The sequence below is a fragment of the Ewingella sp. CoE-038-23 genome, from assembly GCF_040419245.1.
Classification (GTDB): domain Bacteria; phylum Pseudomonadota; class Gammaproteobacteria; order Enterobacterales; family Enterobacteriaceae; genus Ewingella; species Ewingella allii.
Genome location: NZ_JAZHOH010000001.1, coordinates 3,296,005 through 3,316,717 on the forward strand (window position 1 = coordinate 3,296,005; position 20,713 = coordinate 3,316,717).

The window sequence follows — 20,713 nt, forward strand, 5'->3', positions numbered from 1 at the left end:
AGCTTCACCATGGCAACACCTTCATCCGCCACCCAGCCGGTTTTCAGCCTCTACTACATTGGCATTGATACCGAGGCGGGCGTCTCCAACGAGCAGTTTGAAGCCTTTGTCCGTGAGCAGGGGGTGAAAATCCCCTGCTATCCCGGCTGGCGCTGGACCCTGCTGCGCGGCCTGCGCGGCGAGCGCGTCGGGCAATATCTGATGCTGTATGAGATGGAGAGTCTGGCGCACCGCGACCGCTATGTCACCGCCACTGGACAGAAAACCGAGGCAGCAAAAGCCTTTTGGCAGCAGCATCCCGAGGCGCTGGAGATTCTGGCGCAGTGGCGCAAGCTCGGCACCTTCAGCCAGTTGCCGACGCTGTTCACCGACTACCAACTGCTGGCAGAAAACGCCAAAAGTGATGTCCCCTACGGCCCCCGCTATCGGGACCAGCCCGGCGAGGAGCCGATTGCGCGCATCATCGGCATTCACAATCTGGCCCTGCGCGAAGGGGTGATGCCGGAGCAGTTCGAGCAGTTTATTGCCGACAATCATCACCGCATTGAAGATTATCCCGACTGGAAGTTCCATTTGCTGAAAGGCGAACGCGGCAACCGGCTCGACCAGTACGTGGTGATGATGGAGATAGCCAGCATGGCCGCGCTGGACGTCTTCTACCCTGAGCCGGACATCGCCACCGACGAGGCGGCGAAGTTCGCCAAGGCGCATCGCGACACCAAGCAGATGTATGAAGAGTGGAAACAGCTGGCCTCTTTTTCCGGCTCGCCGCAAATCTACACCGACTATCTGTGCGTCGCGGAAAGCCTGCCCGCCGAGGAGAGCCGGTCGCTATGACAATCAATCTGCTGAGTCGAGGTGCCACGGAGAATGTCCGTCAGCAAATCGCCACCCGGATGATCTTCTTTCTGGCGGGATTAGGCATGTCAGCATGGGCTCCGTTAATTCCCTTCGTGAAGTCGCGCATTGGCATTGACGCAGGCTCGCTGGGGCTGCTGCTGTTTTGTATTGGCGCCGGCTCGATGCTGATTATGCCGTTTACCGGGCATCTGATTGGCAAATTGGGCTGTCGTAAAATCATTCTGGCCGCCGGTTTGCTGTTAGTGCTGGATTTGCCGCTGCTGACCTTACTCGACGCCCCGCTGCTGATGGGGGCGGCCTTACTGGTGTTCGGCGCGATCAACGGCATCATGGACGTGGCGATGAACTCGCAGGCGATCATTGTCGAACGGGAAAGCGGGCAGGCCAAAATGTCCGGTTTTCACGGCTTCTACAGCATTGGCAGCATCTTCGGCGCGGGCAGCGTCAGCCTGTTGCTGTGGGCGGGCGTTTCCCCTGCGACCGCCATCGGGCTGATTGCGGCACTGATCGCCCTGCTGCTAGTGATCGCTTCGGCAGATTTATTAGCTAAAAGCGAGATCGGCGGCGAGCAGAAAGGCGGCACGCTGTTCGCCCTCTCCCACGGCAAGATCCTGTTTATCGCGCTGCTGTGCTTCTTTGTTTTCCTTACCGAAGGGGCGATGCTCGACTGGTCATCCCTGTTGCTCAATGCCGAGCGCGGCGTGGCGAAATCCCAGGCCGGACTGGGTTACACCCTCTACGCCATCGCCGTGACCCTCGCGCGGCTGTATGGCGACCGGCTGATCAACGCCATTGGCCGCTATCGCATGCTGCTGCTCGGCAGCCTCTGCGCGGTGCTCGGCCTACTGCTGGTGACCACGGTCAATCTGGCGTGGGTGGCTTTCGCCGGGCTGATTTTGGTCGGCCTCGGCATCGCCAACGTGGTGCCCGTTCTGTTCAACGCGGCGGGTAATCAAGAGCATGTGCCCCCCAATCTGGCCTTCCCGGCGGTCACGCTCGTCGGCTATGTCGGCTTGCTGGCAGGCCCCGCGCTGATTGGCTTTATCGCTAAATACTCCAACCTTACGCTGGCCTTCGGCTGCACTATTTTCTGCCTGTTGCTGGTCAGTCTCAGCGCCCGCGCCTTAACGCGCTAATTCAGCCATTTCATCTCAAGAGGACGTTTTTATGAATGAAGCATCTAGCCCGGTTTTCTCCCTGCACTATGTGGGTATCAACCTGAAAAGAGGCGTGGCCTCGGACCAGTTCGAAGCGTTCGTGCGCCAAAAAGGGGTGAACATTCCGGCCTATCCGGGCTGGCAGTGGACGCTGTTGCGCGGGCTGCGCGGCGAGCGCGAGAACCAATATTTGATGGTTTATCAGGCCAAGGATGCCGCCACCTATGCCCGCTATGTCGACAGCAATGGCGAGCAAACGGCGGAAGCCCGCGCCTTCTGGCAGCAGCATCCCGAGGCCGCCAAGCTGATTGCCGAGTGGAAAACCTTCGGCACCTTCGCCGAGCTGCCGACCATTTACACCTACTACAGTCTGGTGGCGGAAAACCAAAACAGCTCGCTGCCCGCTGGCCCGAACTACCGCAACGTGCCGGGGCAGGAGAAAATCGAGCGCATTGTCGGTATTCACAACCTGGCCTTAAAGCCGGGCGTGTCGCCACAGCAGTTTGAGCAGTTCATCAGCGACAACATTCATCGCGTCGAGGACTATCCGGGCTGGAAATTCCATATGCTGAAGGGCCAGAGCGGCAACCGTTTGGATCAATACGCGGTGATGTTGATCATCGAGAGCCTCGAGTCGCTCAACTCGTTCCACCCGGATTTGGACGTTTCCACCGAGAAAGCCCTGAACTTCGTGGCCGAGCATCAGGACACCGAGCAGATGTACACCGAGTGGAAGGAGCTGGCGTCGTTCTCCGGCGCGCCGCAGATTTACACCGATTACATCACCGTCGGCGGCAATCAGGGTTAAGCTTTCAACATACTCGTCGCATAAAAAAGGGCAGCCCCTGGCTGCCCTAATTGCATCTTAAACCTTACGCTTCCAGCCACGCCTTGTAGCGCGCAGGCCACTCCACGGTTGGCGTGCCCGGCTTACCCATGCCAAAACCGTGACCGCCGGAGGAGTAGCGGTGCATATCCACCGGCACGTGCTCGCGCTCGCAGGCGGCAGCCATAATCAGCGTGTTATGCGGGTCAGAAATGGGATCATCCTCAGCCTGCACCAAAAACATTGGCGGCGTGCGCGGAGTAACAAAATTCTGTACCGACCACTCGGCGTTCTCTTGATCCGTGGCCCGCGGCCCGACCAAAATCTTGTGGGTTGAAGTGTGGGTGTAAGGCTTCTCAAGAGTGATAATCGGGTAAATCAGCGCCGCGCGATCGGCATAGGCCGGGGTTCTATCCAGCGCGTCCTGCTCCGGGTATGAGCGGAAATCCGGGCGCGTCGCCGCCAAGCCGAGCAGGTGTCCGCCCGCAGAGAAGCCGAGCACGCTGACGTGCTTTTCGCGGCTGCGCACGATACGCAGCGCGCGCTGGGCGTCCTGCAAAGCCACCACGCTGCCATCATTCCAGCCTTCGCTGGGCAGGCGATAAGTCAGCACGTAGGCGGTGTAGCCGAGTTGGGTCAGCCAGTCCGCCGCGGGCCACGCCTCCTGCCCCATCTCCATACGCTTATAGCCCCCGCCGGACGCCACCAGCACCGCCATCCCGTTCGGGCGTGACGGTTGAAACACGCGCAGCGACGGATGAGTCACATTACTCAGCGCGCCCTTAGCCGACAGAATTTCACTGCCAGACGGCCCACCGCCACCCGGCGGCGTCCCTTTCCATAAAGCAATTTCGGTGTACTGCCCCGACGGCGGCGCGGCCAGAGCGCCCTCTTCCGACGCCGGGTGTTTACGCGCCAGCGCTGACCCCGTGCGTATCGCCACCATCGCAGCGGCGGAACCTACAATAAACTGACGACGATCCATGGATTTCCTAATGAGTGAGGGCAGATATTGACTCTATAACAGCATAGAAAATGGCAGAGATCTTGAAGACTTTATTTCACAGGATCGGGTTATTGTAAGCAGAGCTTTCGGCGGAATAAACGCCAGGAAAAAAGAGAATTAGACAAAGGTTGTTACTAACAAATAGCGCTAAATGCCGGGCGAATGGTGTTCGTTTAATAAGCCAGTGCTTTACTGATTCAAGTACCAGAACCCACCAGATAAGCATGATTGATGAGGGCGAGTTATGACGGTAAAAATGCAGTGGAAGATTCAGCGTAAAAGCACCCTATTCAGCGCCCTGCTGCTGGCACTGAGCAGCGCCAACGCCTTGGCCGAGGACGGGCAAAATACCCCCGGTAAAAATTTCCCGATACTGCAAGACGCCTATATTTTGCAGGCTTTCGACAGCAATAAAAAACCCAATGAAGAGCCAATCACCAGCAGCCTGAAAAACAGCTATTTCTACAGCAACTGTGCCGACGCCGAGCGCTGCGACTCCGCCATTCCGCAGGGCGCGACCATGTTCAGAGCGCCGTCAGGCTTTGGCTCAACGCCGAACAGCGAGTTCCCTCGAGTCGAACTCAGAGCCAAGAGAAACTTCCTCAACGGCGATGAGTTCACTAATACCCAGACCGGCTCGGTGTATATCGTCAAAAACCCCGACACCAAATCTATCATTTTTGCCCAGATCCACGGCGACAAACCGGGCGGCTCGGAGCTGCTGAAACTGCGCTGGCAGAACGGCGACATCGTCGCGGGCGTAAAACCGCATTACGGCGATGCAGAGCAACGCACCACCCTGCTCTCCGGCGTCGTACTCAAGGACAAAATCGATTATAAAATCGAGGCCAAAGGCACTAAAAGCGAGATAAAAGTCACCGTCGAAGCCACGGCAGACGGCAAGACCAGCAAGAAGACCTTCAGCTATCCAAAAGAGAGCTGGCAGGGCATCGAGCTATATTTCAAGGCGGGGAATTATAATCAGGATTCCAGCAGCGACGGCTCCGAAGCCGTGGTCGCTTATGGCGCGCTGGATGTGAGTTATCGTTGATAGCAAATCGAGGGGCAATACTGCCCCTCATACTATTTCGAGTGGCTCCTATTTCACTTCAGCCGTCTTCACATTGTTATCCGTGGTCCAGACGCGGTACTTCACTTCCACATCTTTTGGGGTGTAGACCACGATTGGCAGCTTACTATTGTAGCGAGCGAGGGTCTGGTCGCCGAGGTTCGCGGCGATGAACTTCTTGGTTTTAGTCTGATTCGGGCAGGCCATCATGGTAGAGGCCGGAGAAGAGAGCTGCTCCAGCACCAGATAGTCATAGCCCCAGCCTTGCAGCGTTTTGCTGGTCAGCTTGCCACCCATCATGTGGCGGTTGCAGTCCACTTCTAGGGTTTTGCCAATCAGCAGTTCAACCTTGAAATTATCCTCATTTTCCAGCTTCGGCAGGTAAATCACCTGACGAACCATCCCCTTTTCTGCCTGCGGGTAAGGCGCGACTTTCTCCAGCGGCAGCTTGCTGATATCAGCAGAATCCCCCGTCGCCGCCGCCATCGAATTAGCAGAGAGAGCCATCATCATTCCAGACAGTGCCAAGGCCATGAGTTTCATATTCAATCCCTATGTTTGTGTTCTCTGAGAACCTTTCTCAGATGAAAGAATTACTTTGGTAAGTTTTTTTAGCATAAATGATTGGTTATATCAAAATTCATAGTAGTAATTTTACATAAAGCATTAACCATCGGGATCATGTAAAACCCTTTACCACTTTTTCCCTGTTTCTTTCGCCGGCAAGCACGGTTTTGCTCTAAAACCTCGGGGCCGCAGGCTATCCCGACTATTCTCCCGCCCTCGCCGTCTGTGCAGCAGTAAGCCAAGCCGAAGTCTCGTCGAGTAATAATTCACCACGAAAAAAGTGGGAAAAAGGATAAGAAATGGCAGTAAATGACGCAGCCGATGCAGGGTAAAAAGATGGCCTAATGCCCGTCTGGCGTAATCGATGAATATCAGCGTCATAACGCGGTTCCTGAATGGCGATGACGCTATTCAACTCAAGCCGTGTCCAGAGTTACGCGATGTTTCATCAAGGATGTATCAAGACGGGCAATTATTGTTGCCCGTCTTGGCTCTCAGGGCGATAAGGGTAATAAAGAAGGCAAAAAGATCGAGATAAGCAATCCCCCGGCTTCCAGCTGTCTGGCGTGAATGGTGCCGCCATGCGCCTGACATATCGCGCGGGCAATGGAAAGTCCGAGGCCGCAGCCGCCAGAGTGACGCGCCCAATTGGCACTTTTAGCCTGTTCTACATCCTGCAACCCATCAGTGATACATCACAACTGATAAGTTTGACGCCCCAAGATTACCTCCTGCATCACCCTGTCACAGCTAGTCATCGGTCATATTCTCGTCGTGATAAAACACCAGTACCTGGTCAAACCACTGCCGCATCGCATACATTGGTAACAGACGTTTTTTCGAGAGCGTTCTTGTAGCTCTCTCCACGGCGGGTTATTAGCCTCACGCTGCCTGCAAAAATTGCCGATATGGACGTAGTTATACTTAATGACGAACAAGCTAAAACCTTGCTTAATATTAACTTGTCATCTCAGCCTTAATTCATCCAGACTATCATCAAAAACATCTATCTTTTTTTGTTGTCAGCCAAAGCCATTGAGTACTTTATTTCTTCCCTAAGCTAAATAACCCACTCAAATGTAAACTGGATGAAGTTTCACATACTTAGTCAGACCAATACCTATATGCGACTCGAAATACAGGTTATATATACAGTATAATCATGAGATTTCGCGGGGCGCAAACCCAACGTGCTGGTACCAGGGGCATGAAGATTATCTGTAAAAGAAGAAATTTTAGATACACGGAGACGCTGTTTCTTTTGCTGGTTCGACTCACCTATTCAAGCTTGGCGAAGCTTAGATTTACCTTGTCACAAGCCTTATTATTATCGATAATTATTTATCTTGAGCAGTAGTACTGGAAGGTTGGCATGCTAGACATAAATAAAAGTGATAGAATCGAATATATAGACGGAATTAGGGGTGCAGCTTCACTATCAGTTGTAACTTTTCATTTTTTTTGGGAAAGTTTGGGAGGTTACATTCCTGGGCTTAGAAGTCATTACACTGCTTTATTTCTAAATGGAACGGTAGCAGTGATGATATTTTTCATATTATCCGGCGACTCTCTATCCATATCTTTCTTCAAGGATAGGGATGAAAAGAAATTAGCCCCAATATTATTAAAGAGATATTTTAGACTTACTTTCATTATACTTCTTACAGCTTTAATTGTTTACCTAACAATGAAACTAGGGCTTACGTTCAACAAGCAGGCTGGGGCTATTTTAAATTCTAAAGAATGGTTAGGTAGCTTTTTAAACTTCACGCCCAACATCAACACTGTATTTAGCTACTCTCTTAGCAACGTATATATAAGGCAAGGTGATAATTACAACCCTTTCTTCTGGACAATGAGTGTTGAATTGATTGGGTCCTACTTTCTCCTTCTTTATTTATTTTGCTATAATCACATCAAAAATGCCAACTTAATTTGCTTTGGTATTTATATTTTCCTTGCGATTATTGGCTCTTATATTTCCCTATTCTTCGTAGGCATGTTACTTTGCAGTTTAAGAAGGGATGGATTCCTTAAAACACTTGAGCAAAGAATTGGAACATTGCTGAACTTATCTCTCTTAGCCATATTATTCATCATTTCATCAATAGTTTTCATTAAATATTATTTACAAGGCCATAGCGAGTTGGAGGATCTTTACTTTGTTATATGCCCAGCGATGCTCCTTTTAGTTTACTCGAATAAACCACTCAAAAATATATTGTCGATGAGGTTTTTCAACTTCCTCGGTAAAATATCTTACCCTCTTTATGCAATACATTTTGTCGTGTTAACCACCGTATTTTCAGGCATAATATCCACATATCCTTTAAGTAAATTTCAAATAATGATGCTTGCAGTTTGTTGCATAGTACTTGCCATAATTTTGGCTATCTTTATAGAAATGTGGGAGTATTTATATCTTAAAAGACTATCCGAAGTTATTAAGAAATTGATAAAATAATTTTTTCAGTTTAAAGGGTCGTTGGCAGATTGTGGTCACCAGCGACTGCTGAAAACATCCAATTATTTCATTGGCTATTTGTAAAATAGCATTGGTGACATTTAAAGTATACGCAGGAAAGCCGACCACGGAATTAAACGCAGTATCGACATAAAACAACCATCAGCCATACTTCAATACCCCACACTGACGAAGGTGAGTACTAAAAATAATATCCGTTTAATGTAATAGTCTTATCAGTCGCGATAACCTTATTAGCTAAATCCATATTGTCTTCAATCGTCGCGCATATTGATACGGCAATTGTGGATGTCTCTTTATATAAATTGCTCGGTTGCCGCTTGGATAGGTAGCCTCCCAAATGGAATCATATTTTCCGTCGCCTCCGTACTAATGCCTTGACCCAACAAACTATGCTACGTTGATTTGGACTACGCTCAACCTTGCCCTAAGGAAGTCACTATTGCGCACTGCGTAACGAGATTGAAAACAGCTACAAAAAGCGCAAGTGATAAAATTCCTGCAAGCAAAAAATGAGAGAGTCAGACGGCTCGAATCCAATAATGCACAGTATCAAGTTGATAAATGTTCATAACCGTTAAAGCCAACAGTGATTTTTGCTGAGGTTACCATCCCGCACAAATCCCAATATCGCAAATCTCGAATGGCAAAAGATAGACATGCCACGATAGGTTACATGTATAAATCAAGAGAATACCTAAGTAAGCATGGCTATTGGCGTCGCTCTAAATGACATTGCATGCAGGGTGTCGTGAGAACAAATGGGAAATGGGAAAGCATAGAAAGGGTTCGTCGCTGTGCTCAGCTTTCACCGAATCTTCTTTCCGAGCACGCCAATAAATTGAATTCACAAGCTAGTGATCACGGCACGAATAAGACACTTGGGTTAAAACAGGTTGGAATGAAGCTGACGTAACACTTTGATTTGAAATGGTACGCCCTACAGGGCTCGAACCTGTGACCTACGGCTTAGAAGTTCTAAGAACTATGCACTAAATCATTAACTTACCGCATGAAACCTCGCTCACACGTCCCATCATGCAAAAAGATGACAAACGTTATTAACCTTTGTCATTTCTTATGCGTCCCATCCCTGTCTCACTCCCCTCTGCCTACTTTCTCGATCTGTATTCCAAGAACAAAAACCCACGCTTCACACCCAGTTCATCAAAGCGTACCTTCTCTCTGCGGCGGACAGAACGCCGTGATGTCCTTTTAACGGATGCGCACCCACTTTTTACATGAATGGACTATCGTCAAACTCTTCGGTGGTCGTGTCATTGATCACATGTGTCACCACACCGAAAATCATCGTCTCTTCCCCTTCCCAGTCCCCGCCGTCAATTAGCGTAACCTCATCCGACTGATCTAATGACTCGAGGCACAAAGTAGGGTGGAACCGCATACGCTTCAGAATGAACTCGCCGCAAACCTCAGCAACTACAATACTGCCGTCACAAGGCTTGCGGGCTGAGTCGATTATCAACAATGCGTCCTTTTTAATTCCTACGCGCCAACTGGAAACAGCAGCGCGCATGAGATATTGGCCCGGACTGTCGGACCAGTGACAGGCATCGTTCGGTGTTAATCGCTTGGTTGCATAGTCTGCTGCTGGAGATGGGAAGCCCATGTCAAAGACCTCCGTTTGGATTATAAAGCATGAAAATGCGGTGCTCTCCGTCTCTTTCCGATACATCACGGAATGCGCTGACATATATTTCAATCCACTGGTTCGCCTCCTTCAATTCCCAGCGACAATTCACTTTCTCCAATTCGGCACAGAAATCCTCAGTAGCGACCGTGCGCCGCCCCTTCTCACTGATCTTGATTGCAGCTTTGAATGCTGCGTCAATTTCGTATCGTCTACCCATAATCCACTCCCACAAAATACTGTTTATGCATACAGTATAATCATGAGTTTTTTGGGTTGAAAAGCTCGATTTTGTTTACGACTGGTATGCTGCTGATCGGGAAGGAAAGAAAATTATTTAGGCTGAGCAGGGAAAGTCACCGGCAACTGGGTCACATCAACAGCCCTTACAGCCTTAATGTATTGCATCCATGCTGTTAAAGATGCCTTGTCATCATCGCTGATAATTCCCAGTGATAGTTCAGTTCTCCAATCGGAAGTAACTTTGTTCGCATGCGATATTAACTGTTGGCGAACACTCTCCGCTTGCTGAGCTAGTTGCTCTGGCGTGGGCTTTGGCGCATCATCCCAGCATGGAAGTCCTTGCTCTGTTGAGGAAAGAACCTTTCCCTTTGGAGGCTGAGCGGTAAATTCATCGAATACACTCTCATCGACCTCGGCCCCTTCGTCTGGCCACGTCCCTGCCGCCTCATAAGCATCCTTGAGGGATGTCGGATAAAAGGCCTTTTGTGCTGCATTAAATAAATATGTCATTTTAAATTCCCACCGCTATCCATGAAACGTTTGTCGCCGTGCGGTTCACGCTACCCGCAGTTGCAAGCCATGCTGATGCAAAAAAACTGGTTCGGTCTATAATTTGGCACCCACTGATATTTGCTGCACTTGCATCCGTGCCTGAGCTTGTAATTCCGTAGCACTGTGATGGGAATGGGATTGGGAAACTAGCAACAACGGAGCTTGAGGTGCTAGTTTGCAAATATCCATATTGGATTATTTTCCCATTTGGATATTTTATCCATCCCGCCCCAGCGGTGAAATATGACATGTCAGGAAGTTGTCCGGAGCCATTACCCACATTGGCCAAAGCAGCAGTACCCAGCCCCAATTCCGCCCTTCCCCCTGCTGGAGTTGTTGCTCCTAGGCCGCCGCTGGAAAGTGGGATTGTGTCTGCTGATGTGAACACCTGCCTTACATTAAAAGTCCTAGCCCCTTTCCCTCCGCTACCTCTTATCTTATAAACCATGTAATTGGGATTAGATGATGTATTTGGAAGCACGGTCACCCCGAAATCACCACCATTTAAAAGATAGTCCACCGTAATTGAGATAAAGCTTCCTGAAGGGTAGGTAACGCCTGCTGGTTGGTTCACCCACGAGCTAAAGAGCGAGGCGTAATTCGCCCCAGCCACAAAATCGAACTGCTGCCAATCTAGCGATGGCAGTGCCTGCAGGGGGGCGACTCCAATGCCCATTCCCGTCAATCCAATGCTTTCCCTCGCCTGTAGCTGGGCTGCCCCACCCGATGCTGCAATCTCTGATAGGTTGTTTCCATTTCCTAGGTATTGAGAACTATTTGCTAACTTCAATTTAGTAATGAAATTAGCGACACTTCCGTCATCAAGAACGTCCCGCCCTGATGAATCAGCCACAAACTGTGCAATAGCGGACGCGATAAAAGTGGCCTGCCGCATTGCTTTGTTAACTTCCGTAGACTTAGCAACGCCGCTCTGCCATCCGGTTAAGACGGCAGTCAGCGCGTTATAATCAGCTTGGCTAAGAACGTTCGCGCCTGGGGATGTAGCGAAAGGTTTAAAATCATTGGTTGGCATTCTAACTCCAATAGCCGGCATCAAATCCGGACGTTGCTATGCTGTTAATATCGAAACCGAAAACAGGGTGTTGCGGGTCTACAATATTCAGACTCTTAACGCGTACCCCAGCGGCTTTTACCGTTAACTCACCAGATTTAATGACTTCTATTAATTCTGCTGAGGTGTTTTGTAATCCATTAATGGCGATGGCGTTTATCGTTATCGACATATCCTGATTGTCTATCACCTGCACTTCGATCCCCGTTCCCGCGAAGATGGACTCCATTAAATCCTCAAGCCCCCCCACAGTTCCATCCCACCGATTGATCGCTATCTGGGCTTTTAGCACTAAGCGATAGGTATCATCACTCAGCGAAGTAAAACCGTTATCAGGGTCAAAAGGCCCTTGCCAGCTCCCTTGATCAAATCCCAGCCCTTCCGTATCTAGCGAAAAATAGACATTGGTGATCGGTGTTGAGACTGTTCTCTTTCGTCCTATCCAAATCCCAAGAATATCCAGCTGCTGGCTGGCGGCCTTATCCAAATCAAATTGATCAAGCATGCCTTTTGCAGCGCTTGAGATGTTGGTAAATGGCCGTGTGATTAAATCGATGTGCTGAAAATAGAGGGGCTTTAAAGCGTGATAATTAGTGATCAGGTCAGTGTATTTACTCATCATGCCACCGTGATATTTATATTGGCTATATCACTGCTCGCCGCCTCGTTATAGGCAATGGAGATATTTGACGCTGCCGTTGTGCTTGCGCTCCTGCCGATTGTCAGCGAGTTGATATCGTAATAGCGACTATCACCACCCGACATCACTCCGAGGTTGGCTGGGGAATAGATGCGACTTACCAGTACGTCATCGCCAATTTGGAGAGAATTGATATATTTTTTGACTTCGGCCTTAATAGAATCCCCCACCAATGATGTGTAACCGGCATAAACTGAAAGGCTGATATTGACGAATATGCCAACGTCGGATGGACGAGCAAACCTTATTACTTTTGGTTCCCCATACTTCCCAATAATGCCGATCGCCGTGGTGCCAAAGGTAAAAGTCCCTTGGTCTTTTTTCTTGGCGATCACGGTCGCAATAGCTGTTGAATCTCCTCCACCTACAACGCAACTTATTGAGTGGGGCGGGAGTCCATTTCCATCAGTGACATCAGTGTCGTTCTCGTAGATGCGAACACGCGTTACGCCATTCACTTCAAATAACGCGCCGTCGATACCATCAAGGGTTGTCTGTGAAGGCAGGGCCGTACTCCTCTCCTGCCGTTGCCGCAGCTGTAGGTCTGTTTCAGCGTTGCTGCCGGGCGTGGCTGCCAACGGGTTAATAGCCGTATACCACCCGCGCGTCGGCGTCGCTATCTGATTTATAGTTCCTGCCAGCGCCGCAACATTGCCGCTTTGGCGGCTGATTGCCGTCACCGTCATTGTTCCAGACACATCAATATTGACGTTGACTGGCAGGTCCCATAAGCCGCTATTGGCATCACGTACAGCACCGGCCGTTATGAGCGTGCCTGGTTCCCCTGTAATGACTAAATCAGCCGTGGATTTCGTCGCCGCCTGGCGCGTGATACCGTTGATTTTAACGTTGCTGCTCAATGCCCCGCTTTGCGCCGTTGCCGGGGAAAACGAGTTGTATACGGTGATCATGGCATTATTGGCGTCATGAATTCCCAAGGCGTAAAGGGCGATCATCTGGCCGTCTTTGCTGTCTGGGTCGATATAAGCGTCAGTACCGTAAATCTGTTGGAAGTAACTGGTGATGGTCGAGAGGATTGTCTGGTAATCGGGCGCACTGATCCCGGAGGCGGTCACGGTGGCGGACAGCCCCAGCGTATCGAGATTAAGCATTATGCCTCGCTTGTGAAGGTCGTTGCTCCGTAGATAGTGTCTATGGTTGCCGTGAATGAAACGCGCCGCGTTTTGCCGTCTACAGAGGTGTCAAAGCTGATAATAGAACTGACGCCCTGCGTTTGAAGGATGCGCTGGCGAATAGCCAGGTTGTAGACGTCCGGCGGCTGCTTGCCGAGAACCGATTGTATCCACGGCGTGCCGCTGGTCTGGTCAAGAAACCACTGTCCACGCCAAAGCATAAATCGCGTTTTGACGGCCTGCGCCACTGTGTCCGGCGAGTTAACCAAAAAGGTGTTATCACCCTGCCCGAACGTATAATCACCGTCAGCATCTTCGCGTCGATATCTCATACCGGTTCCCCCGTCTGGCCACCGCCCGTCTGCACGCCGCCGTGAACGTGATTCTGGAGGCTCTTGCCCGCTGCGGTCACGTCGTTGGTTACGCTGATTGGCCCCAGCATCGTCGCGCCGCCACCACTTGCGCCCATGCCTTGGCTAAGCGTGCCGTTTATCGTCACAGCGCCGTTAAACACGATGGTCGGCGAAGTGATTTCGGTACCGCCTTCCGCGCTGGCGGTCAGCTTGCCGGGCGTTTTAACTGTTATGTCATGGCCCGCTGACACTTCAACGAACGCCGCGCCGTCATCGGTACGCAGCTGCGCGGCGGTCATGCTAATGCCGCTGATCTTCTTTGCCTGCGACTGAGGGCCGACAATGGCGAACGCATCCGATAAGGCATGCTGGCGAGAATCAACCGGCTCTTGCACGCCGCCGTTCTGCCACCAGAAATCGATGCAACGGTCAGCGAAAATGACTAGGCACTCATCGCCTGCCTTAACCGGAAAAGTCAGCGTGACGCCGCCGCCGCGCTGGAACACCACAGGCACGTCAACCAGCAGCGCCAAATCGAGTGACACTGGGTTCCCGGCACTGTCAGTATCCGATCCCTTTAGAGCTGGCTGAACGACGCACGTCACCGTATCAGGGTCGAATGATTGAATGATACCGGGCATCGCGACGCGCAGAGTACCCATGATTTCTTTAGCCAAAGCGGTATCAAGGTGCTGCTCGCTACCAAGCTGCGAATTAAGCGGTACTGGCATACTTTTCTCCGGGCATAAAAAAACCCGCTCAAGGCGGGTTTGATTGGTCTTAAATGCATAAACCCACCGAAGCGGGTTAAACTGTATGCAAATTGCTATGTTGTTCTAAAAGTTTCACGGCGATCATTTCAACTTCTTCAACATCATAAATGCTACTGATAGCTGAAACGCGGTTAATTTTTTCTTTCAGCTTGTAGTCGGCCGAAACTCTTAGATAATGATTAGTCTTTAACTTCAGTCCGAGTTTCTTAGTAAGAACAGGATCGAGATTGTGGTCTTTGGAGGCAACCCCATCACAAAGATAATCATAAAACCGCTGGTGAGAACCGCCAGGTAGCTTGGTACCATTTTCGTCATGAGTTGGTATCTTTCCATCGACTACTCGTAACGCTGAATGATACATAGCATAGTAAGCTCTACTGATGGCGTTTCTGGTCCACTGCTCACCAGTATTCTCTAGTGAGCCTTTAGCCAACTCTATAAAACATTCGTAATTTACAGGCATTTATTCGTCGTCCGGTTCGAAATATCCAATGCAATTACTAGACTCAAGACCGTGCTTGATCATCTCATCAATTAGTTCATTGTTTAGGTCGGCTAAAAACTTTGGGTCCTCAGTTTTGACTACAAAACTGAACCCCAGTAGACCGTCACCATCGTCATCCACTAAACTCTTATAAGCAGGCAAATCGTGCCTCTCAGCGATTTCCATTACAAGTTTAGCGACTTCATTGGCAGCTGAAATTTCGTCACCATATTCATGTAAGCGCTCATAAGTTTTTAAAGCATGAGTCGCAGCTTCTGATAGTTGAATTTCCATAGCTTGCGCCATAGCTACCACCTTATCCAACAATTCTAAATCGAGCCAAAATGCAGCAACAACGATAGTATCGCTAATCAAAATTGGGTCTCTAACAACCAAGGCTCTTCTTAATACTTCGAGCTGCTTTGAGTGAAGATTTTTATTACCCACTGAACGCGCATAATTCCCCCACGAGACAACATCAAAAGGAGCTAGTTTCAGTGCTCTCTCAAGAAGCTCGTATCCTTCTTCAAGGTCGCCAGAGACAATTTTAGCTAACCCTTCAATCGAAAGACCCTGATAACGATCAGGAAGTTTTCTGGATTCTGAAACTATCCTTCTGATCTCAAACTCACTAAGCAAGTTCTCACCTTTGATCAAAGATGGGCTTAGCAAATCTATCAACTCGCCAGATTTTGGTTGAGGTGCAATCATTTGATTATCTTAGCTTTCCGTTGCGCGTATCACATAACATCTATGATGTTACGATCTCAAAGTAGGAAGTTGTTTTTTGAATATTGCTAAAAAGTGTATTACCTAAAGGGTAACTCTTCAACTCTGAAATGAATTTACCTGACGTAAAACACATCTAAAACCCTCTCAAAAATGCGCCAAATTGACACATACCACCACACAGTTTCGAAATGCGCCTCTCCACGAGCTTCCTATCGCGCATAAAGGGCATTCAAAAACGTTCACTTTTCGCATGAGTAGTAAAATTAATCGAATCGCTCATTAGCTGAGCACGAAAAGTTCAAGCTTTCCGCGTTCATTCAGCATGGCAGAATCGATTTTTTCTAAAAGCTAAGGCGGGAGTGGCGCGGTTGGCACAACGAGAGAACTTACTTCACCTTCACGCAGTCATAAGACCAGAATTCGCGCGGTTGGTTCATGTTGGTGCGGACGACTTCGACGTTGAGAATGGCTTTGTTGTTTTGCTTGACGTAATCCAGCCCAAGCCAGCGGCCTACCTTCGGATCAGGTAGCATCCACTGATACATGATGTTGGTATAATCATCTTTTGCTTTTAGGAAGGTAAACTTTTGCGTTTCCGGCCTAACGTTGTTGATATGCATGAAACCATCATAACTTGAGGAAAGTGTGAACGGGCCACATTTCATCAATGGTTTTGCTATGTCATCAGCTGCGGCATTTGCAGATAAAGCCAACATAGCCAACAAAATAAATTTTTTCATTACACCCCTGCACTCTTATTCAACGTGCTCGTTGACTGCAATTCAGCAGCTCCTTTAGCGATACAAAGCAGGTCCATATACCAAGCTTGCCCGCGAGTGTCCCCAGTATAGTTGATGCTGCCTACAATGTAATCACCGTCTGTATTAATCGAGGCAGGCTGTGCGCCTGTGATGCCATCCACATAGAAGTTGCCGTTCGTGTCCGTTTCGCGTAGTCGCCCACCGCTTCCCTGCGTGCCAGCGATTTGCTCATTCGACAGCGCAGCGCGATACACAGAGTGCTGGTCGAGGCGGATCAGGCCGCCAAGCTTAATGTTTGGGTTAATCAGGCAGCGCACGTTAACGCCCGCGCCCATCGTCTGCTGGGGCATACCGACAAGGCCGGTATTCGCGTTTAGCACGACAGCCTCGTGGATGTACTTCGTGTGCGGCACGATGTTCACCTGATTGTTTTCGTACCACCAGTTCGCCCTGCACTGCTCTGCAATGTCGTTCATCAGCACGCTAGTTGAGCGAAACACCACGCGGCCACGCGGGAAAACGGTATCGGGCATTTCCGGTATGCTGCCGGCTGTGATGCCGTAGGGTTCGAAAGATTTCATCCCTACAGCAAACAGGTCGGCAAACGTCCAACCGGCGGCCAGCGTCGTTGTAACGCTGGCGTTAAGGTGGCCTTCCCAACTGTCGAGGCATTGAAGCAACACCCACGAGTCGGTGATGTTCTCTTTCCCGGCTATCGTGAAGCGGATATCGCCGTTGAAAATCAGGCCAATATTTTGGTCAGGGTGATCACCGGCGGCATCCTTCAGGCCGTCGTAACCCGCGATAACGCGAACGCGCTTAAACTCCTTCCCCATGATCCGGTTTTGCGTCTCCGGGGAAAGGTTGTAAATTTTGAAGTTGCCGACAAAACCGTTGAAGATGGTGTTCGGCATTTTTTCAATCTCAAACGTCACCTTCAGGTCGGACAGCGAAATGCCGTCGCCATTCTCATCGAGCAGCTGCAACTCAAAGTGGCGCATCCAGTTAAGGCTCATAATTACTCCGTCAGAACGTACAAGTGACTGTTGATACCGAGATCGGTTTTCGTTGGGTATTCCTGAGCAGCATCATCGCAGCCGACCACCAGTTTAAAGCCCAGTTGCAAGTGACTGTATTGCGCGAGCAAATCAACGCCGCTCACCAGCGCAATGCCGGTGACTATTCCGGCATCGTTGTTGTCGAGCAAGTCCAGCACCCAGCCCACGCCCTCGCGCCACACAAGGCGCATGGTGAGGGTTAATCCCGCGAGTGTGGTGCTAAACGTCTGGTTGTCGGGGGACAGTGGAATTTCATTAATATTCACTCACCCTCCGAAGAGACTATTCAGGATGGAAGAATTTGCAGGCTTGGGCGTTTTAACGCCCGAATTCTGCACCGCCGAGGTGCTTACGCCCTCCTTCATGTTGCCCTTGTCGGCAACGCTAATGGATTGCGTTCTGGTGGTGATCACCTCGCGAAGCGTTACCACTGCCATTAAGACGTTTTCGCTGGTCTTATCCGTCGTGACATCCAAGTTTCGGATAAGCATGTTTTGGTATTGCCGCTTCCCGGTGACGACATCAAACGGCTGCCGACTTTGCTGTAAATCGAGGATGTTCTGGTAAGCCTCTTTTGGGCTTAACCCCAAAGAAAGCCCGATAGATGTCGTGTCCAGAAAGCTCGCATCCAGCAGGGATCCACCACCAGAGAATCCTACCTCCATCACCAGCTCCGAAGGGCGACGGTAAGCGTGGTCAGAAATAAACCCCGCCCCCGCCGCGCTGTCGCCGGTATTCGTCGGCACCTCAACCGGATGCTCGGTGATTTCTAGCGCGTCCGAGTGTTTTTCCGAAATCACAACGTCAGGAATGATGATGCCGATACGCCGAGAGCGCTGATGAAAAAGTACGGAAAGAATATCCATTAGCCCGGCCCTTTATACAGTTGCTGATTCGCACGCGAATTAACTATCGTCTGGTGCTGACCTATCTCATTGGCCGTAGCTCGCGGATCGGTCGCACCATAAACCGTGATGTGAGTTTCTTGGTTCAGCGTGCTGCCCGGAAGATTGCTCTTCACTTTTGGCACGTACTGGCGTGTTTCCTTGGGTGCCAGCGCCATGCCGTACTTCTGCACGTTGCCAATTCCCCAGTTATAAGACGCCAGCGTTTTATCCAAATCCCCGCCGTTCTGCTTCATCAGCTGAGCAAGGTATTTGGCTGCCGCCTGCGCTGACTTAACCGGGTCAAAGGCATCGTTGCCACGCAGCCCCAAATCCTTACCTGTCTTCGGCATGATTTGGAACAAACCCTGAGCGCCAGCGCCAGACACGGCGTTAGGGTCGCCAGCCGATTCAGTGATAGCCACGCTTTTCAGTAGCCCCTCTGGCAGCTTATACAGCGCCTCGAGCTTGCTGAATGTTGGCTGAAGCCATCCCAGCAGCGCAGCACCGGCCGTTGTCGGTTTTGGCGCGGTGACGCCTTCGGGCATGGAGTAGTCAGTGCTTGAGTTATTGGCCTGAGCGGCGGCCATGTTCACCAAGCGCAGCAGCGCATCGGTAAAACTATCAGCGAATTTCTGGCTTTTTATCCGGTCAACGGTTTGATTGAACTGGCTGGCAACCGTACCAGACAGGTCGGCGTTTTTAATCTTTCGGGCTGACTGAGCGTGCTGATCTGGCTCCCCGTTCTGCTGCTGGTATTCATACCAACCGCCAGCTTTGAAGCGGCTTTTAATGTCCTGCCAAAGGCCAATCGCCTTCTCGCGCATCTCTTGCGCATTTTTCTCGACGCCCGGCATGGCTGACGGATTATCTTTGCCTTGGGTAAAGAGGTCTTTTCCCAGTTTGGCAACGTCAGACCAGCGACCTTCCTGAATGGCATTAAGCAACTTCCCGATGGTGTCCAGCATTTTCGCCAGCTCACCAAACTGGTGGGTCAGGCTGTCCAACTCCCACTTCGCCGTCCACGTTTTTGGATCGATGCCAAACAGCGCACTAACCTCTTTCGCCAGACCTTTGACGCTTTGCAGTAGCTGATCAATGCCCTTTAGCGCGGCGGTAATGCCCGGCTCCCACTCCGCCCAGTTAATCAGGCTTTTGCCGCCCTCCTTCCACGTTTTATAGTCATCGTAGAGCAGACCCAGCGAGCCAATAAGCAAGGTGATCATGCCAATTGGCGAGGTCAGAAAAGCGCTATTCAGCAGCTTCCACGCCACCAGCAACCCACCGAATGCAGCTATCAGTTTCTGCGTGCCACTGTCGAGGTTGTTAAACCACTGGCGAATATCACCGGCCGCCTGAATCAGCCGGAAGACTACCCGCCCGATGGCGTCGGCCAGCCAGAGGATGCCCTTCACGCCGCGGGTGATGGTGTCTTCTATTTTCGGGAAGTTGTCGAGGATTTGCTTGCGCAGGTTGTCAATTGAACCCGCTAGCCCGTCAGCGAGGTTAGAGCCGATTTTATCCCGCGCCATGCTCGCCATCGCGCTGAAATCGCGCAGCGAGGTCATGAAGTGGTTAGAACTCACGGCAGCCTGATCGGCGTTGAAGCCAATCGCCTTTGCCATGGCAGAGTATTCAGCAGTGAATCCGGTCAGCCCACGACGCATCGCCATCAACGTATTTTCATCAATGCCGAGCATCTGCGCGTACTGATTGGCGCGGTAGTACGGCATCTTGCTAAGCTGCTGGCCAACGCTGGAGAATACGGCGGACATGTCGCGCATATTCCCGCTGGCGTCCCGCGTTTGGACGCCCAAACGATTCAAGAATCCTTCGGCGCCGGGATTGTTGCGCATAAAGCGGGAGAGGCTTTCTAACGAGCCTTGCGCAGCTGCCGCGCTGGATCCGGCTTGCGATGCTGCATACCCGATTGCCTTGATGCCTGCGACCGTTGCGCCAGTGCGCTGCGACGCCCAGTACAAGTCATCCAGACCAGAGGCAATCTTGGCGGTGAACGCCGTCACCGTCAGCGCGGCACCCTCGACCACGGCAGCCATTTTAAAAACGTTCGCCGTTACGCCAGCAATTACGCTGTCGAACTTCTTGGCACCAGCATCATCGATTTGGAAACCGAGGCTGATCAGGAAGTCCTTAATAGTTTCAGCATCCATCGTTATCAGCTCTCCACTGCTCTATCAGCGCCTCGTTGTCAGCGTCCAAATCAAGGCAGTCATTCATAAAGGCGATGTCAGCGAGATCGACCGTGCCGTCCTTCAGGTTTGGGTAAGTGATGTACCCCGCCTTAACGGGGCGCATCAGCCAGTCCTCACCGCCGGGCAGCGCCTC

23 protein-coding genes and 1 pseudogene are annotated in these 20,713 nt (G+C 50.8%); 5 read left to right on the top strand and 19 right to left on the bottom strand.

What is annotated here, in order from left to right; genetic code table 11:
- The first annotated feature begins 9 nt into the window (after positions 1-9).
- Genes V2154_RS15560 through V2154_RS15570 form a run of 3 tightly spaced genes read left to right on the top strand, consistent with a single transcriptional unit; the run spans position 10 to position 2,826 of the window.
- Positions 10-837: a hypothetical protein gene (locus V2154_RS15560; RefSeq protein ID WP_353502972.1), complete on the top strand. Its 828-nt coding sequence runs from the start codon at positions 10-12 to the stop codon at positions 835-837.
- On the top strand, positions 834-1,997 hold the full coding sequence (locus tag V2154_RS15565; RefSeq protein ID WP_353502973.1) for an MFS transporter: 1,164 nt from the start codon (positions 834-836) through the stop codon (positions 1,995-1,997). The genes V2154_RS15560 and V2154_RS15565 overlap by 4 nt, the downstream gene beginning before the upstream one ends.
- Positions 1,998-2,028: 31 nt before the next feature.
- Positions 2,029-2,826, top strand: coding sequence for a PLP-dependent aminotransferase family protein (locus V2154_RS15570; protein WP_353502974.1), 798 nt, complete (start codon positions 2,029-2,031; stop codon positions 2,824-2,826).
- Positions 2,827-2,890: 64 nt separating this feature from the next.
- Here V2154_RS15570 and V2154_RS15575 read toward each other — a convergent pair whose 3' ends face one another.
- Entirely contained in the window at positions 2,891-3,829 is a 939-nt protein-coding gene (locus V2154_RS15575; protein WP_353502975.1) for an alpha/beta hydrolase, read from the bottom strand.
- A 265-nt stretch (positions 3,830-4,094) separates the two neighbouring features.
- Between V2154_RS15575 and V2154_RS15580 the strand changes: the two genes are divergently transcribed.
- Entirely contained in the window at positions 4,095-4,901 is an 807-nt protein-coding gene (locus V2154_RS15580) for a polysaccharide lyase family 7 protein (RefSeq protein ID WP_353502976.1), read from the top strand.
- Positions 4,902-4,949: 48 nt separating this feature from the next.
- Here V2154_RS15580 and eco read toward each other — a convergent pair whose 3' ends face one another.
- Together eco and V2154_RS15590 are read right to left on the bottom strand one after the other, a co-directional pair.
- Positions 4,950-5,462: a serine protease inhibitor ecotin gene (gene eco, locus V2154_RS15585; protein ID WP_353502977.1), complete on the bottom strand. Its 513-nt coding sequence runs from the start codon at positions 5,460-5,462 to the stop codon at positions 4,950-4,952.
- Positions 5,463-5,980: 518 nt separating this feature from the next.
- Positions 5,981-6,130 (bottom strand): annotated as a pseudogene (locus V2154_RS15590) (ATP-binding protein); the annotation flags it as partial.
- A gap of 728 nt (positions 6,131-6,858) precedes the next feature.
- Between V2154_RS15590 and V2154_RS15595 the strand changes: the two are divergent.
- Positions 6,859-7,950 (top strand): acyltransferase family protein, encoded by a 1,092-nt coding sequence (locus tag V2154_RS15595; RefSeq protein ID WP_353502978.1) that lies wholly within the window; start codon positions 6,859-6,861, stop codon positions 7,948-7,950.
- 1,258 nt (positions 7,951-9,208) lie between these two features.
- Here the strand turns inward: V2154_RS15595 and V2154_RS15600 are convergent.
- The 16 genes from V2154_RS15600 to V2154_RS15675 form a co-directional block, all read right to left on the bottom strand.
- Positions 9,209-9,601, bottom strand: coding sequence for a HumD family translesion DNA polymerase (locus tag V2154_RS15600; protein WP_353502979.1), 393 nt, complete (start codon positions 9,599-9,601; stop codon positions 9,209-9,211).
- A 1-nt stretch (position 9,602) separates the two neighbouring features.
- Positions 9,603-9,842, bottom strand: coding sequence for a DNA polymerase V (locus V2154_RS15605; RefSeq protein ID WP_353502980.1), 240 nt, complete (start codon positions 9,840-9,842; stop codon positions 9,603-9,605).
- Positions 9,843-9,955: 113 nt separating this feature from the next.
- Positions 9,956-10,375, bottom strand: a complete 420-nt coding sequence (locus tag V2154_RS15610; RefSeq protein WP_353502981.1) for a tail fiber assembly protein — start codon at positions 10,373-10,375, stop codon at positions 9,956-9,958.
- Between the two features lies 1 nt (position 10,376).
- Positions 10,377-11,450 (bottom strand): gp53-like domain-containing protein, encoded by a 1,074-nt coding sequence (locus tag V2154_RS15615; RefSeq protein ID WP_353502982.1) that lies wholly within the window; start codon positions 11,448-11,450, stop codon positions 10,377-10,379.
- A gap of 1 nt (position 11,451) precedes the next feature.
- The gene (locus V2154_RS15620) at positions 11,452-12,108 is read right to left on the bottom strand and encodes a baseplate wedge 1 family protein (RefSeq protein ID WP_353504010.1); all 657 of its coding nucleotides are present in this window, start codon (positions 12,106-12,108) and stop codon (positions 11,452-11,454) included.
- On the bottom strand, positions 12,108-13,304 hold the full coding sequence (locus V2154_RS15625) for a baseplate J/gp47 family protein (RefSeq protein ID WP_353503892.1): 1,197 nt from the start codon (positions 13,302-13,304) through the stop codon (positions 12,108-12,110). Before V2154_RS15625 ends, V2154_RS15620 begins: the two co-directional genes overlap by 1 nt.
- Positions 13,301-13,654, bottom strand: a complete 354-nt coding sequence (locus tag V2154_RS15630) for a contractile injection system sheath initiator (RefSeq protein WP_353502983.1) — start codon at positions 13,652-13,654, stop codon at positions 13,301-13,303. Before V2154_RS15630 ends, V2154_RS15625 begins: the two co-directional genes overlap by 4 nt.
- Positions 13,651-14,406, bottom strand: a complete 756-nt coding sequence (locus V2154_RS15635; protein WP_353502984.1) for a Gp138 family membrane-puncturing spike protein — start codon at positions 14,404-14,406, stop codon at positions 13,651-13,653. Before V2154_RS15635 ends, V2154_RS15630 begins: the two co-directional genes overlap by 4 nt.
- A gap of 76 nt (positions 14,407-14,482) precedes the next feature.
- On the bottom strand, positions 14,483-14,911 hold the full coding sequence (locus V2154_RS15640; RefSeq protein ID WP_353502985.1) for a hypothetical protein: 429 nt from the start codon (positions 14,909-14,911) through the stop codon (positions 14,483-14,485).
- Complete coding sequence (locus tag V2154_RS15645) at positions 14,912-15,643, bottom strand: hypothetical protein (RefSeq protein WP_353502986.1); 732 nt, start codon at positions 15,641-15,643, stop codon at positions 14,912-14,914.
- Positions 15,644-16,050: 407 nt separating this feature from the next.
- Positions 16,051-16,380 (bottom strand): hypothetical protein, encoded by a 330-nt coding sequence (locus V2154_RS15650; RefSeq protein ID WP_353504011.1) that lies wholly within the window; start codon positions 16,378-16,380, stop codon positions 16,051-16,053.
- Positions 16,381-16,403: 23 nt separating this feature from the next.
- Positions 16,404-17,441, bottom strand: a complete 1,038-nt coding sequence (locus V2154_RS15655; RefSeq protein WP_353502987.1) for a baseplate hub protein — start codon at positions 17,439-17,441, stop codon at positions 16,404-16,406.
- A gap of 2 nt (positions 17,442-17,443) precedes the next feature.
- Entirely contained in the window at positions 17,444-17,749 is a 306-nt protein-coding gene (locus tag V2154_RS15660) for a phage baseplate plug family protein (RefSeq protein WP_353502988.1), read from the bottom strand.
- The gene (locus V2154_RS15665; protein ID WP_353502989.1) at positions 17,750-18,349 is read right to left on the bottom strand and encodes a phage baseplate protein; all 600 of its coding nucleotides are present in this window, start codon (positions 18,347-18,349) and stop codon (positions 17,750-17,752) included.
- Positions 18,349-20,538, bottom strand: a complete 2,190-nt coding sequence (locus V2154_RS15670; RefSeq protein WP_353502990.1) for a transglycosylase SLT domain-containing protein — start codon at positions 20,536-20,538, stop codon at positions 18,349-18,351. Before V2154_RS15670 ends, V2154_RS15665 begins: the two co-directional genes overlap by 1 nt.
- On the bottom strand, positions 20,528-20,683 hold the full coding sequence (locus V2154_RS15675) for a DUF6889 family protein (protein ID WP_278879049.1): 156 nt from the start codon (positions 20,681-20,683) through the stop codon (positions 20,528-20,530). The genes V2154_RS15670 and V2154_RS15675 overlap by 11 nt, the downstream gene beginning before the upstream one ends.
- Positions 20,684-20,713 lie beyond the last annotated feature (30 nt).

Excerpts from the sequence above, each read along its gene's own strand:
- V2154_RS15645 (WP_353502986.1), bottom strand. The coding sequence starts at position 15,643 with ATGATTGCACCTCAACCAAAATCTGGCGAGTTGATAGATTTGCTAAGC.
- V2154_RS15630 (WP_353502983.1), bottom strand. The coding sequence starts at position 13,654 with ATGAGATATCGACGCGAAGATGCTGACGGTGATTATACGTTCGGGCAG.
- V2154_RS15655 (WP_353502987.1), bottom strand. The coding sequence starts at position 17,441 with ATGAGCCTTAACTGGATGCGCCACTTTGAGTTGCAGCTGCTCGATGAG.
- V2154_RS15675 (WP_278879049.1), bottom strand. The coding sequence starts at position 20,683 with ATGCGCCCCGTTAAGGCGGGGTACATCACTTACCCAAACCTGAAGGAC.
- V2154_RS15570 (WP_353502974.1), top strand. The coding sequence starts at position 2,029 with ATGAATGAAGCATCTAGCCCGGTTTTCTCCCTGCACTATGTGGGTATC.
- V2154_RS15650 (WP_353504011.1), bottom strand. The coding sequence starts at position 16,380 with ATGTTGGCTTTATCTGCAAATGCCGCAGCTGATGACATAGCAAAACCA.
- V2154_RS15640 (WP_353502985.1), bottom strand. The coding sequence starts at position 14,911 with ATGCCTGTAAATTACGAATGTTTTATAGAGTTGGCTAAAGGCTCACTA.
- V2154_RS15600 (WP_353502979.1), bottom strand. The coding sequence starts at position 9,601 with ATGGGCTTCCCATCTCCAGCAGCAGACTATGCAACCAAGCGATTAACA.
- V2154_RS15635 (WP_353502984.1), bottom strand. The coding sequence starts at position 14,406 with ATGCCAGTACCGCTTAATTCGCAGCTTGGTAGCGAGCAGCACCTTGAT.
- V2154_RS15565 (WP_353502973.1), top strand. The coding sequence starts at position 834 with ATGACAATCAATCTGCTGAGTCGAGGTGCCACGGAGAATGTCCGTCAG.
- V2154_RS15595 (WP_353502978.1), top strand. The coding sequence starts at position 6,859 with ATGCTAGACATAAATAAAAGTGATAGAATCGAATATATAGACGGAATT.
- eco (WP_353502977.1), bottom strand. The coding sequence starts at position 5,462 with ATGAAACTCATGGCCTTGGCACTGTCTGGAATGATGATGGCTCTCTCT.
- V2154_RS15610 (WP_353502981.1), bottom strand. The coding sequence starts at position 10,375 with ATGACATATTTATTTAATGCAGCACAAAAGGCCTTTTATCCGACATCC.
- V2154_RS15580 (WP_353502976.1), top strand. The coding sequence starts at position 4,095 with ATGACGGTAAAAATGCAGTGGAAGATTCAGCGTAAAAGCACCCTATTC.
- V2154_RS15560 (WP_353502972.1), top strand. The coding sequence starts at position 10 with ATGGCAACACCTTCATCCGCCACCCAGCCGGTTTTCAGCCTCTACTAC.
- V2154_RS15605 (WP_353502980.1), bottom strand. The coding sequence starts at position 9,842 with ATGGGTAGACGATACGAAATTGACGCAGCATTCAAAGCTGCAATCAAG.
- V2154_RS15665 (WP_353502989.1), bottom strand. The coding sequence starts at position 18,349 with ATGGATATTCTTTCCGTACTTTTTCATCAGCGCTCTCGGCGTATCGGC.
- V2154_RS15620 (WP_353504010.1), bottom strand. The coding sequence starts at position 12,108 with ATGAGTAAATACACTGACCTGATCACTAATTATCACGCTTTAAAGCCC.
- V2154_RS15575 (WP_353502975.1), bottom strand. The coding sequence starts at position 3,829 with ATGGATCGTCGTCAGTTTATTGTAGGTTCCGCCGCTGCGATGGTGGCG.
- V2154_RS15670 (WP_353502990.1), bottom strand. The coding sequence starts at position 20,538 with ATGGATGCTGAAACTATTAAGGACTTCCTGATCAGCCTCGGTTTCCAA.
- V2154_RS15615 (WP_353502982.1), bottom strand. The coding sequence starts at position 11,450 with ATGCCAACCAATGATTTTAAACCTTTCGCTACATCCCCAGGCGCGAAC.